14 protein-coding genes are annotated in these 12,172 nt (G+C 62.6%); 13 read left to right on the forward strand and 1 reads right to left on the reverse strand.

The window, feature by feature from the left end; translation table 11 throughout:
- Positions 1-41: 41 nt before the first annotated feature.
- The 5 genes from ACTJKM_RS13740 (at position 42) to ACTJKM_RS13760 (ending at position 3,037) form a co-directional block, all read left to right on the forward strand.
- On the forward strand, positions 42-1,043 hold the full coding sequence (locus ACTJKM_RS13740) for an NAD(P)H-dependent glycerol-3-phosphate dehydrogenase (protein ID WP_058325703.1): 1,002 nt from the start codon (positions 42-44) through the stop codon (positions 1,041-1,043).
- Between the two features lie 78 nt (positions 1,044-1,121).
- Entirely contained in the window at positions 1,122-1,415 is a 294-nt protein-coding gene (locus ACTJKM_RS13745) for a YciI-like protein (protein WP_058325702.1), read from the forward strand.
- Between the two features lie 6 nt (positions 1,416-1,421).
- Positions 1,422-1,853 carry an EVE domain-containing protein gene (locus ACTJKM_RS13750; protein ID WP_058325701.1) on the forward strand — a complete coding sequence of 144 codons (432 nt, stop codon included), beginning with the start codon at positions 1,422-1,424 and terminating at the stop codon, positions 1,851-1,853.
- A 61-nt stretch (positions 1,854-1,914) separates the two neighbouring features.
- Positions 1,915-2,580: a class I SAM-dependent methyltransferase gene (locus ACTJKM_RS13755; protein WP_057254993.1), complete on the forward strand. Its 666-nt coding sequence runs from the start codon at positions 1,915-1,917 to the stop codon at positions 2,578-2,580.
- Positions 2,581-2,629: 49 nt separating this feature from the next.
- Positions 2,630-3,037: a DUF1761 domain-containing protein gene (locus tag ACTJKM_RS13760; protein ID WP_440660492.1), complete on the forward strand. Its 408-nt coding sequence runs from the start codon at positions 2,630-2,632 to the stop codon at positions 3,035-3,037.
- 29 nt (positions 3,038-3,066) lie between these two features.
- Here ACTJKM_RS13760 and ACTJKM_RS13765 read toward each other — a convergent pair whose 3' ends face one another.
- Positions 3,067-3,900, reverse strand: coding sequence for a hypothetical protein (locus ACTJKM_RS13765; RefSeq protein ID WP_440660493.1), 834 nt, complete (start codon positions 3,898-3,900; stop codon positions 3,067-3,069).
- Positions 3,901-4,205: 305 nt separating this feature from the next.
- Between ACTJKM_RS13765 and sdhC the strand changes: the two genes are divergently transcribed.
- The 8 genes from sdhC (at position 4,206) to sucC (ending at position 12,163) form a co-directional block, all read left to right on the forward strand.
- Positions 4,206-4,598 carry a succinate dehydrogenase, cytochrome b556 subunit gene (sdhC, locus tag ACTJKM_RS13770; protein ID WP_058325697.1) on the forward strand — a complete coding sequence of 131 codons (393 nt, stop codon included), beginning with the start codon at positions 4,206-4,208 and terminating at the stop codon, positions 4,596-4,598.
- A gap of 14 nt (positions 4,599-4,612) precedes the next feature.
- Complete coding sequence (gene sdhD / locus ACTJKM_RS13775) at positions 4,613-4,993, forward strand: succinate dehydrogenase, hydrophobic membrane anchor protein (RefSeq protein WP_440660495.1); 381 nt, start codon at positions 4,613-4,615, stop codon at positions 4,991-4,993.
- A 7-nt stretch (positions 4,994-5,000) separates the two neighbouring features.
- On the forward strand, positions 5,001-6,842 hold the full coding sequence (gene sdhA / locus ACTJKM_RS13780; RefSeq protein ID WP_057254997.1) for a succinate dehydrogenase flavoprotein subunit: 1,842 nt from the start codon (positions 5,001-5,003) through the stop codon (positions 6,840-6,842).
- Between the two features lie 18 nt (positions 6,843-6,860).
- A complete protein-coding gene (locus ACTJKM_RS13785; RefSeq protein ID WP_057254998.1) occupies positions 6,861-7,640 on the forward strand; it encodes a succinate dehydrogenase iron-sulfur subunit in 780 nt (259 codons plus the stop codon).
- Positions 7,641-7,944: 304 nt separating this feature from the next.
- Positions 7,945-8,493, forward strand: a complete 549-nt coding sequence (locus tag ACTJKM_RS13790) for a protease inhibitor Inh/omp19 family protein (protein WP_057254999.1) — start codon at positions 7,945-7,947, stop codon at positions 8,491-8,493.
- A gap of 59 nt (positions 8,494-8,552) precedes the next feature.
- A complete protein-coding gene (gene zapE / locus ACTJKM_RS13795) occupies positions 8,553-9,707 on the forward strand; it encodes a cell division protein ZapE (protein WP_057255000.1) in 1,155 nt (384 codons plus the stop codon).
- Positions 9,708-9,890: 183 nt separating this feature from the next.
- Positions 9,891-10,856: a malate dehydrogenase gene (gene mdh, locus ACTJKM_RS13800; RefSeq protein ID WP_057255001.1), complete on the forward strand. Its 966-nt coding sequence runs from the start codon at positions 9,891-9,893 to the stop codon at positions 10,854-10,856.
- A 113-nt stretch (positions 10,857-10,969) separates the two neighbouring features.
- Positions 10,970-12,163: an ADP-forming succinate--CoA ligase subunit beta gene (sucC, locus tag ACTJKM_RS13805; protein WP_057255002.1), complete on the forward strand. Its 1,194-nt coding sequence runs from the start codon at positions 10,970-10,972 to the stop codon at positions 12,161-12,163.
- Positions 12,164-12,172 lie beyond the last annotated feature (9 nt).

A 12,172-nucleotide genomic window follows, 5' to 3' on the forward strand; every position in this document is an offset into this window, starting at 1 on the left:
GCTCAGCCAGGGCCATGATGCCAGAATGTGACGGATAGAGAATGAACGACAAATCCAAGACCGGGCCGAAGATCGTGGTGGTTGGTGCGGGTGCCTTCGGCACCGCGCTCGCCGCAGTTGCGGCGTCCGCCGAGGGCAGCGACGTGACGCTGCTCGCCCGCCGTCAGGAGATTGCTGAAGCTTGCCGCAATACCGGCCGCAACGAGGATGCTCTGCCGGGCATCGATCTGCCGCCGGCGCTGAAACATACGGCGGATGTCTCCGTTCTCGCCGAAGCCGAAGTCGTGCTGTTCGCCATGCCGTCCCAGGCGCACCGTGATGCGGCGCGGCAATATGGCCCGCAGATCAATGCCGCCGCCACGATCGTCACCTGTGCCAAGGGTATGGAGCAAGCGACCGGCCGGTTGCTGACCGACGTTCTGGCGGAGGAATTGCCCGGCCGTTCGATCGGCGTGCTCTCGGGTCCCGGTTTTGCCGCCGATATCGCCAAGGGCCTGCCGACTGCGATGGTAATCGCTGCGGCCGATGCCCAAACGGCGACGATGCTGGCAGAGGTGCTTTCAGGCCCGACCTTCCGGCTCTACCCGTCGCAGGATCGCATCGGGGTGCAGCTCGGCGGCGCGCTCAAGAACGTGCTGGCGATTGCCTGCGGCATCGTCGAGGGCGCGGGTCTCGGCGATTCCGCCCGCGCAGCGCTGATCTCGCGCGGCCTTGCCGAGATGTCGCGCTTCATTGCCGCCGAGGGTGGTGAGGCCGACACGGTGCGCGGCCTCTCGGGTCTCGGCGATCTCGTGTTGACGGCCACCAGCCACCAGTCGCGCAATCTGCGCTTCGGCATCGCGCTCGGCCGAAACGGCCGCGCCGATGGGGGCAAGGGCGAGCTGGTCGAAGGCGCCTTTGCCGCGTCGGTCGCCGCGCGCGTCGCCCATGATCTCGGCGTCGAGATGCCGATCACCGAAGCGGTGGCGGCGATTATCGACGGCAAGCTCGATGTCCGCACCGCACTCGAACAATTGATGACACGCCCGATCACCCAGGAATAATCCGGTAGCGGGGTGCGCAAAAGTGTAAAGCGGTTTTCCGCTCGCATCCCGCGCCAAACGACAACTTCAGGAGGAAGCATGCTCTTCGCACTTCATTGCACCGACAAACCCGGCGCGCTGCAGCTTCGGCTCGATACCCGCCCCGATCATGTCGCCTATCTCAACGATCTCAACGCCAAGGGCATTCTAAAGATCGCGGGCCCGTTCCTGGGTGACGACGGCAAGCCGACCGGCAGCCTGGTGATCGTCAAGGCCGAGACCATCGCAGAAGCCCGCGCCATTGCCGAAGCGGATCCCTATGCCAAGGCGGGCCTCTTCTCCGATGTCGAGATCAAGGCCTTCAACTGGGTCTTCAACAATCCGGAGGCCTGAGACGCGATGGCGCATTGGCTCTACAAATCCGAACCGGTCAAGTGGTCCTGGCAGATGCAGAAGGATGCAGGCGCCAAGGGCACCGAATGGACCGGCGTGCGCAACTATCTGGCGCGCAACAACATGCGGGCGATGCAGATCGGCGACAAAGGCTTCTTCTACCACTCGAACGAGGGTCTGGAGATCGTCGGCATTACCGAGGTCTGCGCGCTTTCGCATCCGGATTCGACTGCCGAGGGTGACGCCCGCTGGGATTGCGTCGATATCCGCGCTGTCACCGACATGCCGCGTCCGGTGACATTGAAAGAGATCAAGGACAATCCGAAGCTCGCCAAGATGTCGCTCGTCACTTCCATGCGCCTGTCGGTGCAGCCGGTGACCGAGGACGAATGGATCGAGGTCTGCCGCATGGGCGGGCTCGACAATCCTCCGCGGTAATCTTGTTTTTCCGCCTATCCTGAAACCGCTTTCGCCTTTCGGATAGGCTCGGAGAGTTTTCGTGAAGACCGATCCGGAAAGTTTCATCCTCGCCAATACCGGCGTGCTTTCGCCGCCTCACGTGCCGGAGGTGCGCCTGCATCTGGCAACCGAGGCGCATGAGCTCTGGCTGAAGACCGAGGAGGAATTGCAGGAAATCGGCCTGCCGCCGCCGTTCTGGGCCTTTGCCTGGGCCGGCGGGCAGGGGCTTGCCCGCTACATCCTTGATCATCCCGAGACGGTGCGCGGCAGGCAGGTCGTCGACTTCGCCTCCGGTTCGGGCTTGGTAGCAATCGCCGCGATGAAGGCGGGGGCGGCATCGGTTCTTGCCGCCGATATCGATCCCTGGGCGAAAACGGCGGTCCGGCTCAATGCCGAACTCAACGGCGTCGCCCTTTCCTATACGGACGAGGACGTGACCGGTCGCGAACTTGGGGCCGATGTCTACCTCGCCGGCGACGTCTTCTACGACAAGGCTTTTGCCGACCGGCTGAAACCGTGGTTTTCGGATCTGACGGCGAAAGGGGCGACAGTGATCGTCGGCGACCCCGGCCGTTCCTATTGCCCGCGCGAGATGATGACGGCCCTTGCCACCTACGAGGTTCCCGTAACCCGCGCGCTGGAGGACAGCGAGGTCAAGTGCACGACGGTCTGGCGCTTCGGGGGCACTGCGAACACGGACAGTTGACAGCTCAAAGGCCTTCGATTCCAATCCCCGCAAAAACGGGGGAACGAACATGGTATTTGCGGGCATGAACTATCTGGCGGTGCTGATCGCCGCCATTGCGGCCTTCGTCATCGGCGCGATCTACTACGGCGTTCTCGGCAAACCCTGGATTAAGGCGGCGCGCATCGATCCCGCGGCTGCGCAAATGTCGCCGGTTCTCTTTGCCATTTCCTTCGTCTCGGAACTGGTGATGGCGACCATGGTCGCCGGCGTCGTCGGCCACCTCGGGCCGGGCGAGGTCACGCTCGTCAACGGCGTCGTCTCGGCCTTCTTCCTTTGGCTCGGCTTCGTCGCGACGACCCTCATCGTCAACCATCGCTACCAGGGCTTCGGTTGGGACCTGTCGCTGATCGACGGCGGACACTGGCTGCTCGTGCTTCTGGCAATGGGCGCGATCATCGGCGCCATGGGTGTGTGACGGCGCTGATCCGACTGGCAGCGCCGTGACTAACGCCGGATCACACAGACGCCGTGTTCATAGGCGCAGGAGCCGTTCATCGTCTGCGGCGTGACATTGATGATCTTGCCGCGTCTGGTCTGCGGCGGCGATTCGGACTGCCCGTCGTCGGCATAACCATAGTCGCCTTCCTGGTTGAAATAGATGCCGTTGCCGAGATCCACATAGGCGGAAATGCCGCCGACATAGGTGCCGATGCCCGGGATGGTGTCTGGATATTCATCGCCGCCATAGTAGCCCTGGCGATAGTCGCGGCCCTGGCCACCGGACGTCCAGATCTCGCGGCCGGCCCTGTCGCGAACCCATCCGCCGCCGCTTCCCCAGTGCTCGGCATAGCGGCCGGGATATGGGCGATACTGCGGGAGGCGAACATGCCGCGTGCGTGTCTCGACTTCCGGCAGTCCATTGGCGATGCGTGGGCGACCATCGTGGCGGCGGCCTCCGGACGTCCAGATGTCGTTGCCTGCCCTGTCACGAACCCATCCGCCGCGATGCTCCCAGCGCCCGGTGTAGGGGCCGGGATAGGGGCGATATCGGGGAAGGCGAACGTGCCGGGTGCGGGTGTTCACGTCCGGCAGACCATTGTTGGCCATCCAGTCGCGACGGTGCATGCGATTGCGGTTCCAGCCGTTCCGGTAGCCCATGCCGCCGAACTCGTAGCGCGGACCGGGGCGACCTTGATACATTCGGACATGGTTGGTTCGCGTCTGAACGCCGCGTGCTCCGCCCCAGTCGCGGGCCTCCAAGGGGATGCAGGTGGTGGCGATGACCAGGCCGGCGAGCGCTAGCACTTTGGTCGCATGGATTGCCTTGAACAGAGTCATTCTGTTCGCCCTCCGGATGACGCTTAACAATTGGTTAAGATCACTCTCGCCCACTTTCGCGGGAAAGTCACGGAATTGCTTGGCTTTTTGCGGCTATCGTTAACGGATGCGCATGTCTCCGGCAGGCTGGAAAATGGCGCAATTCGTCTAATCGATTAAATTGATTTTGCACCGCAAACACACTTGTCGTTAAGCATTATGGTGATTAAAGGTCCGAATGACTGAATTGCGCACAATCAGGTGCGATACCGGACTAAATTCGTCCAGTTTTTTGGGCGAAAATCCGGGCATTCCGTGAGGTTCCGATGACGAATGTCACAAGAAGCCGGCCACTCTCGCCGCATCTTCAAATCTATAAGCCGATCCCGACGATGGTCATGTCCATTGTGCACCGCATCACCGGCGGCGCGCTCTACTTCGGCACCATCCTCGTTGCCTGGTGGCTGATCGCTACCGCGTCGGGTGCGGCCTACTACGACTGGGTCAGCTGGCTGTTCGGCACGCTGATCGGCAAGCTGGTGCTCTTTGGTTACACTTGGGCGCTGGTGCACCATATGCTCGGGGGCTTGCGCCACTTTGCCTGGGATCTCGGGTACGGTTACGAGAAGCACTTCGCCACCAAGATGGCCAAGGCGACGATCATCGGTTCGGTGGCTCTGACGCTGCTGATCTGGGTTGTCGGCTATCTCGTCCGCTAAGAGGAAAGACACCCATGGATATGCGCACACCTCTCGGCAAAGTCCGCGGCCTCGGTTCGGCCAAGGAAGGCACCGATCACTTCTGGCGCCAGCGCCTGACGGCGGTCGCCAACGTTCCGCTGTTGATCTTCTTCGTCCTCTTCCTCGTTCGCTACGCCGGTGCGCCCCACGCGGACGTCGTCGCCGCGCTTGCGAACCCCTTCATCGCCGTCGTCATGGCTCTTGTCGTGCTCTCGGGCCTCATCCACATGCGGCTCGGCATGCAGGTGATCGTCGAAGACTACGTGCATGGCGAAGGCATGAAGATCGTCCTTCTCATGCTCAATACATTTTTCACGATCGCGGTTGGTGGGCTCTGTCTCTTCGCCATCCTGAAGATCGCTTTTGCAGGGTAATTTCGCCATGGCATCGAACAGTTCACCCGCTGCAAACGGCAAGGCCTATGAATATGTCGATCACGCCTTCGACGTCGTCGTCGTCGGCGCCGGCGGCGCCGGTCTGCGTGCCACCCTCGGCATGGCAGAGCAGGGTCTGAAGACCGCCTGCATCACCAAGGTCTTCCCGACCCGCTCGCACACGGTTGCCGCCCAGGGCGGCATCGCTGCCTCGCTGCAGAACATGACGCCGGACAGCTGGCAGTGGCACCTCTACGACACCGTCAAGGGTTCCGATTGGCTCGGCGACGTCGACGCCATGCAGTATCTCGCCATGGAAGCGCCGAAGGCGGTCTATGAGCTCGAGCACTACGGCGTGCCTTTCTCGCGCAATGCCGAAGGCAAGATCTACCAGCGGCCCTTCGGCGGCCACATGCAGAACTACGGCGAAGGCCCGCCGGTTCAGCGCACCTGTGCTGCTGCCGACCGTACCGGCCACGCGATCCTGCACACGCTCTATGGCCAGTCGCTCAAGAACAATGCCGAGTTCTTCATCGAGTATTTCGCGCTCGACCTGATCATGTCGGATGACGGCCGCTGCACCGGCGTCGTCGCCTGGAACCTCGACGACGGTACGATCCATCGCTTTTCCGCCAAGATGGTGGTGCTGGCGACCGGCGGCTACGGCCGCGCCTATTTCTCGGCGACCTCTGCGCACACCTGCACTGGTGACGGCGGTGGTATGATCGCGCGCGCCGGCCTGCCGCTGCAGGACATGGAATTCGTCCAGTTCCACCCGACCGGCATCTACGGCGCGGGCTGCCTGATCACCGAAGGCGCACGCGGCGAAGGCGGTTACCTCGTCAACTCCGAAGGCGAGCGCTTCATGGAGCGCTACGCGCCCTCGGCCAAGGACCTTGCCTCGCGTGACGTCGTATCGCGCTGCATGACGATGGAAATCCGCGAAGGCCGCGGCGTCGGCAAGAACAAGGACCACATCTTCCTGCACCTCGACCACCTGGATCCGGCGGTCCTGCACGAGCGCCTGCCGGGCATCTCGGAATCGGCGAAGATCTTTGCCGGCGTCGATGTGACGCGCGAGCCGATCCCGGTTCTGCCGACGGTGCACTACAACATGGGCGGCGTGCCGACCAACTACTGGGGCGAAGTCCTGAACGCCGATGCCCAAAACCCGGAGCGCATCGCGCCCGGCCTGATGGCCGTCGGCGAAGCCGGCTGCGCCTCGGTGCACGGTGCCAACCGTCTCGGTTCCAACTCGCTGATCGACCTCGTGGTCTTCGGCCGCGCCGCTGCCATCCGCGCCGGCCAGGTGATCGACCGCAACGAGGCGGTGCCGGAGCTCAACAAGGCCGCCTGCGACCGGATCATGGACCGCTTCGACCGCCTGCGTAACGCCAATGGCAGCACGCCGACGGCGGTGCTGCGCGAAAAGATGCAGCGCGCCATGCAGGAAGACGCGGCCGTGTTCCGCACCCAGGAATCGCTGGAATCGGGCTGCAAGCGCATCTCGGCGATCTGGAAGGAGCTGCCTGATATCAAGGTCACCGACCGCTCGATGATCTGGAACTCCGACCTCGTCGAGACGCTGGAACTCGAAAACCTCATGGCCAACGCCATCACGACGATCTACGGCGCCGAAGCGCGCAAGGAGAGCCGTGGGTCGCACGCCCGCGAGGACTTCACCGAAGGCGCTCTCGGCGGCCGCGACGACGTCAACTGGCGCAAGCACACGCTTGCCTGGGTCAACGAAGCCGGCGACGTCAAGCTCGACTACCGCCCCGTTCATACCGACCTGATTGCCGACGGCATCGATCCCAAGAAGATCGAGCCGAAGGCGCGCGTCTACTGATCTTGAGGAATAAGCCACATGGTTGAACTCGCTCTCCCCAAGAACTCGCAGATGACGGAAGGCAAGGTCTGGCCGAAGCCGCAGGGCGCGACCAACGTTCGCGAATACCGCATCTACCGCTGGAACCCGGATGACGGCGCCAATCCGCGCATCGACACCTTCTACATTGATGTCGACGATTGCGGCCCGATGGTGCTCGACGGTCTGCTCTACATCAAGAACAAGATCGACCCGACGCTGACGCTGCGCCGCTCCTGCCGCGAAGGCATCTGCGGCTCCTGCGCCATGAACATCGACGGCACCAACACGCTCGCCTGCACCAAGGGCATGGACGAGGTGAAGGGCACGGTGAAGGTTTATCCGCTGCCGCACATGCCTGTCGTCAAGGACCTTGTGCCGGACCTCACCAACTTCTACGCCCAGCACCGCTCGATCGAGCCCTGGCTGAAGACGGTGTCGCCGACGCCGGCCAAGGAATGGAAGCAGAGCCACGAGGACCGCCTGAAACTCGACGGCCTCTACGAGTGCATTCTGTGCGCCTGCTGCTCGACCTCCTGTCCGAGCTATTGGTGGAACGGCGACCGCTACCTCGGTCCGGCCGTGCTGCTGCAGGCCTATCGCTGGCTGATCGACAGCCGCGACGAAGCGACCGGCGAGCGTCTCGACAATCTCGAGGACCCCTTCCGCCTCTACCGCTGCCACACGATCATGAACTGCGCCCAGGCCTGTCCGAAGGGCCTGAACCCGGCGAAGGCGATCGGCGAAATCAAGAAGATGCTGGTCGAGCGCCGCGTCTGACCGGCCGGATTGGAAACGAAGTTCAGGAGACGGCGAGCCTTGGCTCGCCGTTTTCTTTTTGATGTCATCGGTGAAACGGCGATCGACAATTCGTGATTGTGCCGCGGCGACAGGGGATCGGTGATTGGCAATGTGGCGATAACCGCGCCGAGCATGCGTCTTGCAGCCGGGCTGTCAGGACGTTTCAATCCTGCAACAGGTCGCAAGGAATCGTCGTCGCTTGATTTGTCAGGTGGATTTGCTGTATTTCGGCCTATATTGTCGCGTTGCATCATGGTTCGCGGACACGAACAGGAGTAGGGATATGCGGGTTATTCATGCGGCGGCGGGGCTGGCAGTTGTGCTTGCGCTGACCGGATGCCAAAGAACATCGATGGGCGGTTTCGGTTCCCAGGATGTTTCACCCGCTCCCATCCAGGCCGCACCGGTTCCCTCGGTTTCGTCCAATCAGCTTCCGGCGCCGAGCGGCAACACCTCGCAATTCCCGGCTGCACCGGCGAGCGGCACGGCGATCGCCGGCGGCGGTGTTCAGCAGCCCGGCACGCAGGTCGCCGCGGCTGCAGGAGGCGGGCTCGACGTCACCAAGGAATCGATGGTTGGCAACTGGCGCGTCTCGAGCGCCGGCTCCTCCTGTGACATGTTCCTGACACTCACCAATCTCGGCTCCGGCTCGCGCGGCGGCACCCGTGGCTGCGCCGGTGAGCTGACGACCATGGGCTCCTGGGAAGTGGCCGGCAAGCAGGTGGTTCTGAAGGACCGCAGCGGCAACGCCATCGCCCGTCTCTACAAGACGGCCGACGCCCGGTTCGACGGCTCGACCAATGGCGGCCAGCCGGTCAGCCTCAGCCGCTGACGCTTTTCCAGCCCGGTCTCGCGCCGGGCTTTTGTTTTCCGGCTCCTCTCGGGTGAGACGTGCTCAATCCTGACGACAGTATCTACCGCAAGCTCGAAGCGCTCGTTACGAGTGGCGAGCGTAAGCGCGACCCCGCACAGTTTACGATTGCGCGGCGTTTCGATCATCTTTCCGCAGAGCTGCTCGCCAGCCGCCCGTCGCGCAAGACCAATGCGCTCGGCTGGCTGTTCGCCTCGCGCAAGAAGGACCATCCGCCGGTAAAGGGTCTCTACATCCATGGCGGCGTCGGGCGTGGCAAGACCATGCTGATGGACCTGTTCTTCGATACCGTGCCGATCCAGCGCAAGCGTCGGGCGCATTTCCACGAGTTCATGGCCGATGTGCACGAGCGCATCTACAAGCACCGCCAGAAGCTGAAGAACGGCGAGACGAAACAGGCCGATCCGATCCCGCCCGTCGCCTCGGAGCTTTTCGGCGAGGCCCGGCTGCTCTGCTTCGATGAGTTTTCGGTGACCGATATTGCCGACGCGATGATCCTTGGGCGGCTCTTCGGCGAGCTTTTCGCAAAGGGCTGCGTGCTGATCGCGACGTCGAACGTGGCGCCTGACGATCTCTATCGTGACGGCCTCAATCGCGGCCTGTTCCTGCCCTTCATCGATCTGCTCAAGGCGAATGCCGAGGTCATTTCCTTGGACACGGATACCGACTATCGCCTCACGAAGACGGACGGAAGTCCGGTGTGGCTTTCGCCGCTCGGCCCGGAGGCGGATGCGGCGATGGCGCGCGCCTGGATGCGGGAAACCCGCAACGAGGCTGTTGCTCCGGCCGAAGTGCCGCGCAAGGGCCGCAAGATCCATGTGCCGGCTGCCGCCGGGCAGAGCGCCCGCTTTGCGTTCGCCGATCTCTGCCAGCAGCCACTGGGTGCTGCCGATTATCTGGCAATCCTCGAGCGTTACTCGACGATCTTCGTCGACCACGTGCCGCATCTGGGACCCCATATGCGCAACGAGACCAAGCGCTTCATCCTTCTGGTCGACACGCTCTACGACAATGGCGCCCGATTGTTCGCGTCGGCCGCGGCCGAGCCACAGGATCTCCTGACCCAGAAGAAGGGTACGGAAGGCTTCGAGTTCGACCGCACGGTTTCGCGTCTGATCGAGATGCAAAGCGAGGAATATGCCGCCGAACACCCCGCCAATCGGACCGTTTCGTGACGCGGTTGTGACGGAAAGTCTTACGTTTACGTAAGACTTTTATGATCTAACCGATTGAAATTGCTTCATCCAAAAGTATCGTTTGATATTTTACCATTTGCCGTTTAATGGCTTTCGGCGAAGGTTTGGCGTTTGCCGCGTTTCAGGCCTTGATCATATTGGGATCACAAAGGAAGCACTTTCATGGCTCGCAACAAGATCGCACTTATCGGTTCAGGGATGATTGGTGGCACGCTGGCGCATCTCGCCGGCCTGAAGGAACTGGGCGACATCGTCCTCTTCGACATTGCCGACGGCATCCCCCAGGGCAAGGGTCTCGACATCGGCCAGTCCTCCCCGGTCGAAGGTTTCGACGCGAACCTGACGGGTGCCAGCGACTACGCCGCCATCGAAGGCGCCGATGTCTGCATCGTCACCGCCGGCGTTGCCCGCAAGCCCGGCATGAGCCGCGACGATCTGCTCGGCATCAACCTCAAGGTCATGGAACAGGTCGGCGCCGGCATCAAAAAGTACGCTCCGAACGCCTTCGTCATCTGCATCACTAACCCGCTCGACGCCATGGTCTGGGCGCTGCAGAAGTTCTCGGGCCTGCCGAAGAACAAGGTCGTCGGCATGGCCGGCGTTCTCGACAGCGCGCGCTTCCGCCTGTTCCTTTCCCAGGAATTCAACGTTTCGGTCCAGGACGTCACCGCCTTCGTTCTCGGCGGCCACGGCGACACCATGGTGCCGCTCGCCCGCTACTCGACCGTTGCCGGCATCCCGCTGACCGACCTCGTGCAGATGGGCTGGCTCACCAAGGAGCGCCTCGAAGAAATCGTCCAGCGCACCCGTGACGGCGGCGCTGAAATCGTCGGCCTGCTCAAGACCGGCTCGGCCTACTACGCTCCGGCCGCTTCGGCGATCGAGATGGCGGAAGCCTACCTCAAGGACAAGAAGCGCGTGCTGCCCTGCGCCGCGCATCTGACCGGCCAGTACGGCGTCAAGGACATGTATGTCGGCGTTCCGACGGTCATCGGCGCCGGCGGCGTCGAGCGCATCATCGAGATCGATCTCAACAAGGCCGAGAAGGAAGCGTTCGACAAGTCGGTCGCTTCGGTCGCTGGCCTTTGCGAAGCCTGCATCGGCATTGCGCCGAGCCTGAAGCAGTAATCGCGTCCCGTTGAGCGGATGCTGGCATCCGCTCAACCTCTTTGTTTTTGCCGCATTTGTGCGACGGCAGGTGTTTCACCTGTCTGCAGAATGCTCCAGACAGGAAAAACACCATGAACATTCATGAATATCAGGCCAAGGCTCTCCTGAAGAGCTATGGCGCGCCGGTCGCGGAAGGTGTCGCGATCTTCTCCGCAGAAGAGGCAGAAGCCGCTGCCAAGAAGCTCCCGGGCCCGCTCTACGTGGTCAAGAGCCAGATCCATGCTGGCGGCCGCGGCAAGGGCAAGTTCAAGGAACTTTCCGCCGACGCCAAGGGCGGCGTTCGTCTTGCCTTCTCGATCGATGAAGCCAAGGCTCATGCCAAGGACATGCTCGGCAACACGCTCGTCACTGCGCAGACCGGCCCTGCCGGCAAGCAGGTGAACCGCCTCTATATCGAGGATGGCGCCGACATCGACCGCGAACTCTATCTGTCGCTGCTCGTCGACCGCTCGGTCGGCCAGGTTGCCTTCGTCGTTTCGACCGAAGGCGGCATGGACATCGAGGCTGTTGCGCACGACACGCCGGAAAAGATCGTCAACGTCGCGATCAACCCGGAAGCCGGCGTCACCGCCGCTGATCTCGCCAAGCTCACCTCGGCCCTGAAGCTCGAAGGCGAAGCCAAGGCTGATGCCGAAAAGCTCTTCCCGATCCTCTACAAGGCCTTTGTCGAGAAGGACATGAGCCTGCTCGAGATCAACCCGCTGATCGTCATGAAGAACGGCCGCGTGCGCGTTCTCGACGCCAAGGTCTCGTTCGACGGCAACGCGCTCTTCCGCCACGACGACATCAAGGCACTGCGCGACGAAACCGAAGAAGACGCCAAGGAAATCGAGGCCTCCAAGTGGGACCTCGCCTATGTCGCGCTCGACGGCAACATCGGCTGCATGGTCAACGGCGCCGGCCTTGCGATGGCGACGATGGACATCATCAAGCTCTACGGCAAGGAGCCGGCGAACTTCTGTGACGTCGGCGGCGGCGCCGGCAAGGAGAAGGTTGCGGCAGCCTTCAAGATCATCACCGCCGACCCGAAGGTCGAGGGTATCCTCGTCAACATCTTCGGCGGCATCATGAAGTGCGATGTCATCGCTGAAGGTGTCGTTGCGGCCGTGCAGGAAGTCGGCCTCAAGGTTCCGCTGGTCGTTCGTCTCGAAGGCACGAATGTCGAGCTTGGCAAGAAGATCCTGAACGAATCCGGCCTGGCGATCACCGCCGCCGACGATCTGGATGACGCTGCCAAGAAGATCGTCGCCGCGATCAACGGCTAACTGAAGGAC

The sequence above is a fragment of the Ensifer sp. 22460 genome (genome assembly GCF_052044935.1).
Taxonomy (GTDB): domain Bacteria; phylum Pseudomonadota; class Alphaproteobacteria; order Rhizobiales; family Rhizobiaceae; genus Ensifer.

Excerpts from the sequence above, each read along its gene's own strand:
- sdhD (WP_440660495.1), top strand. The coding sequence starts at position 4,613 with ATGGATATGCGCACACCTCTCGGCAAAGTCCGCGGCCTCGGTTCGGCC.
- mdh (WP_057255001.1), top strand. The coding sequence starts at position 9,891 with ATGGCTCGCAACAAGATCGCACTTATCGGTTCAGGGATGATTGGTGGC.
- ACTJKM_RS13740 (WP_058325703.1), top strand. The coding sequence starts at position 42 with ATGAACGACAAATCCAAGACCGGGCCGAAGATCGTGGTGGTTGGTGCG.
- sdhA (WP_057254997.1), top strand. The coding sequence starts at position 5,001 with ATGGCATCGAACAGTTCACCCGCTGCAAACGGCAAGGCCTATGAATAT.
- ACTJKM_RS13790 (WP_057254999.1), top strand. The coding sequence starts at position 7,945 with ATGCGGGTTATTCATGCGGCGGCGGGGCTGGCAGTTGTGCTTGCGCTG.
- ACTJKM_RS13745 (WP_058325702.1), top strand. The coding sequence starts at position 1,122 with ATGCTCTTCGCACTTCATTGCACCGACAAACCCGGCGCGCTGCAGCTT.
- sdhC (WP_058325697.1), top strand. The coding sequence starts at position 4,206 with ATGACGAATGTCACAAGAAGCCGGCCACTCTCGCCGCATCTTCAAATC.
- ACTJKM_RS13760 (WP_440660492.1), top strand. The coding sequence starts at position 2,630 with ATGGTATTTGCGGGCATGAACTATCTGGCGGTGCTGATCGCCGCCATT.
- sucC (WP_057255002.1), top strand. The coding sequence starts at position 10,970 with ATGAACATTCATGAATATCAGGCCAAGGCTCTCCTGAAGAGCTATGGC.
- ACTJKM_RS13785 (WP_057254998.1), top strand. The coding sequence starts at position 6,861 with ATGGTTGAACTCGCTCTCCCCAAGAACTCGCAGATGACGGAAGGCAAG.
- ACTJKM_RS13750 (WP_058325701.1), top strand. The coding sequence starts at position 1,422 with ATGGCGCATTGGCTCTACAAATCCGAACCGGTCAAGTGGTCCTGGCAG.
- ACTJKM_RS13765 (WP_440660493.1), bottom strand. The coding sequence starts at position 3,900 with ATGACTCTGTTCAAGGCAATCCATGCGACCAAAGTGCTAGCGCTCGCC.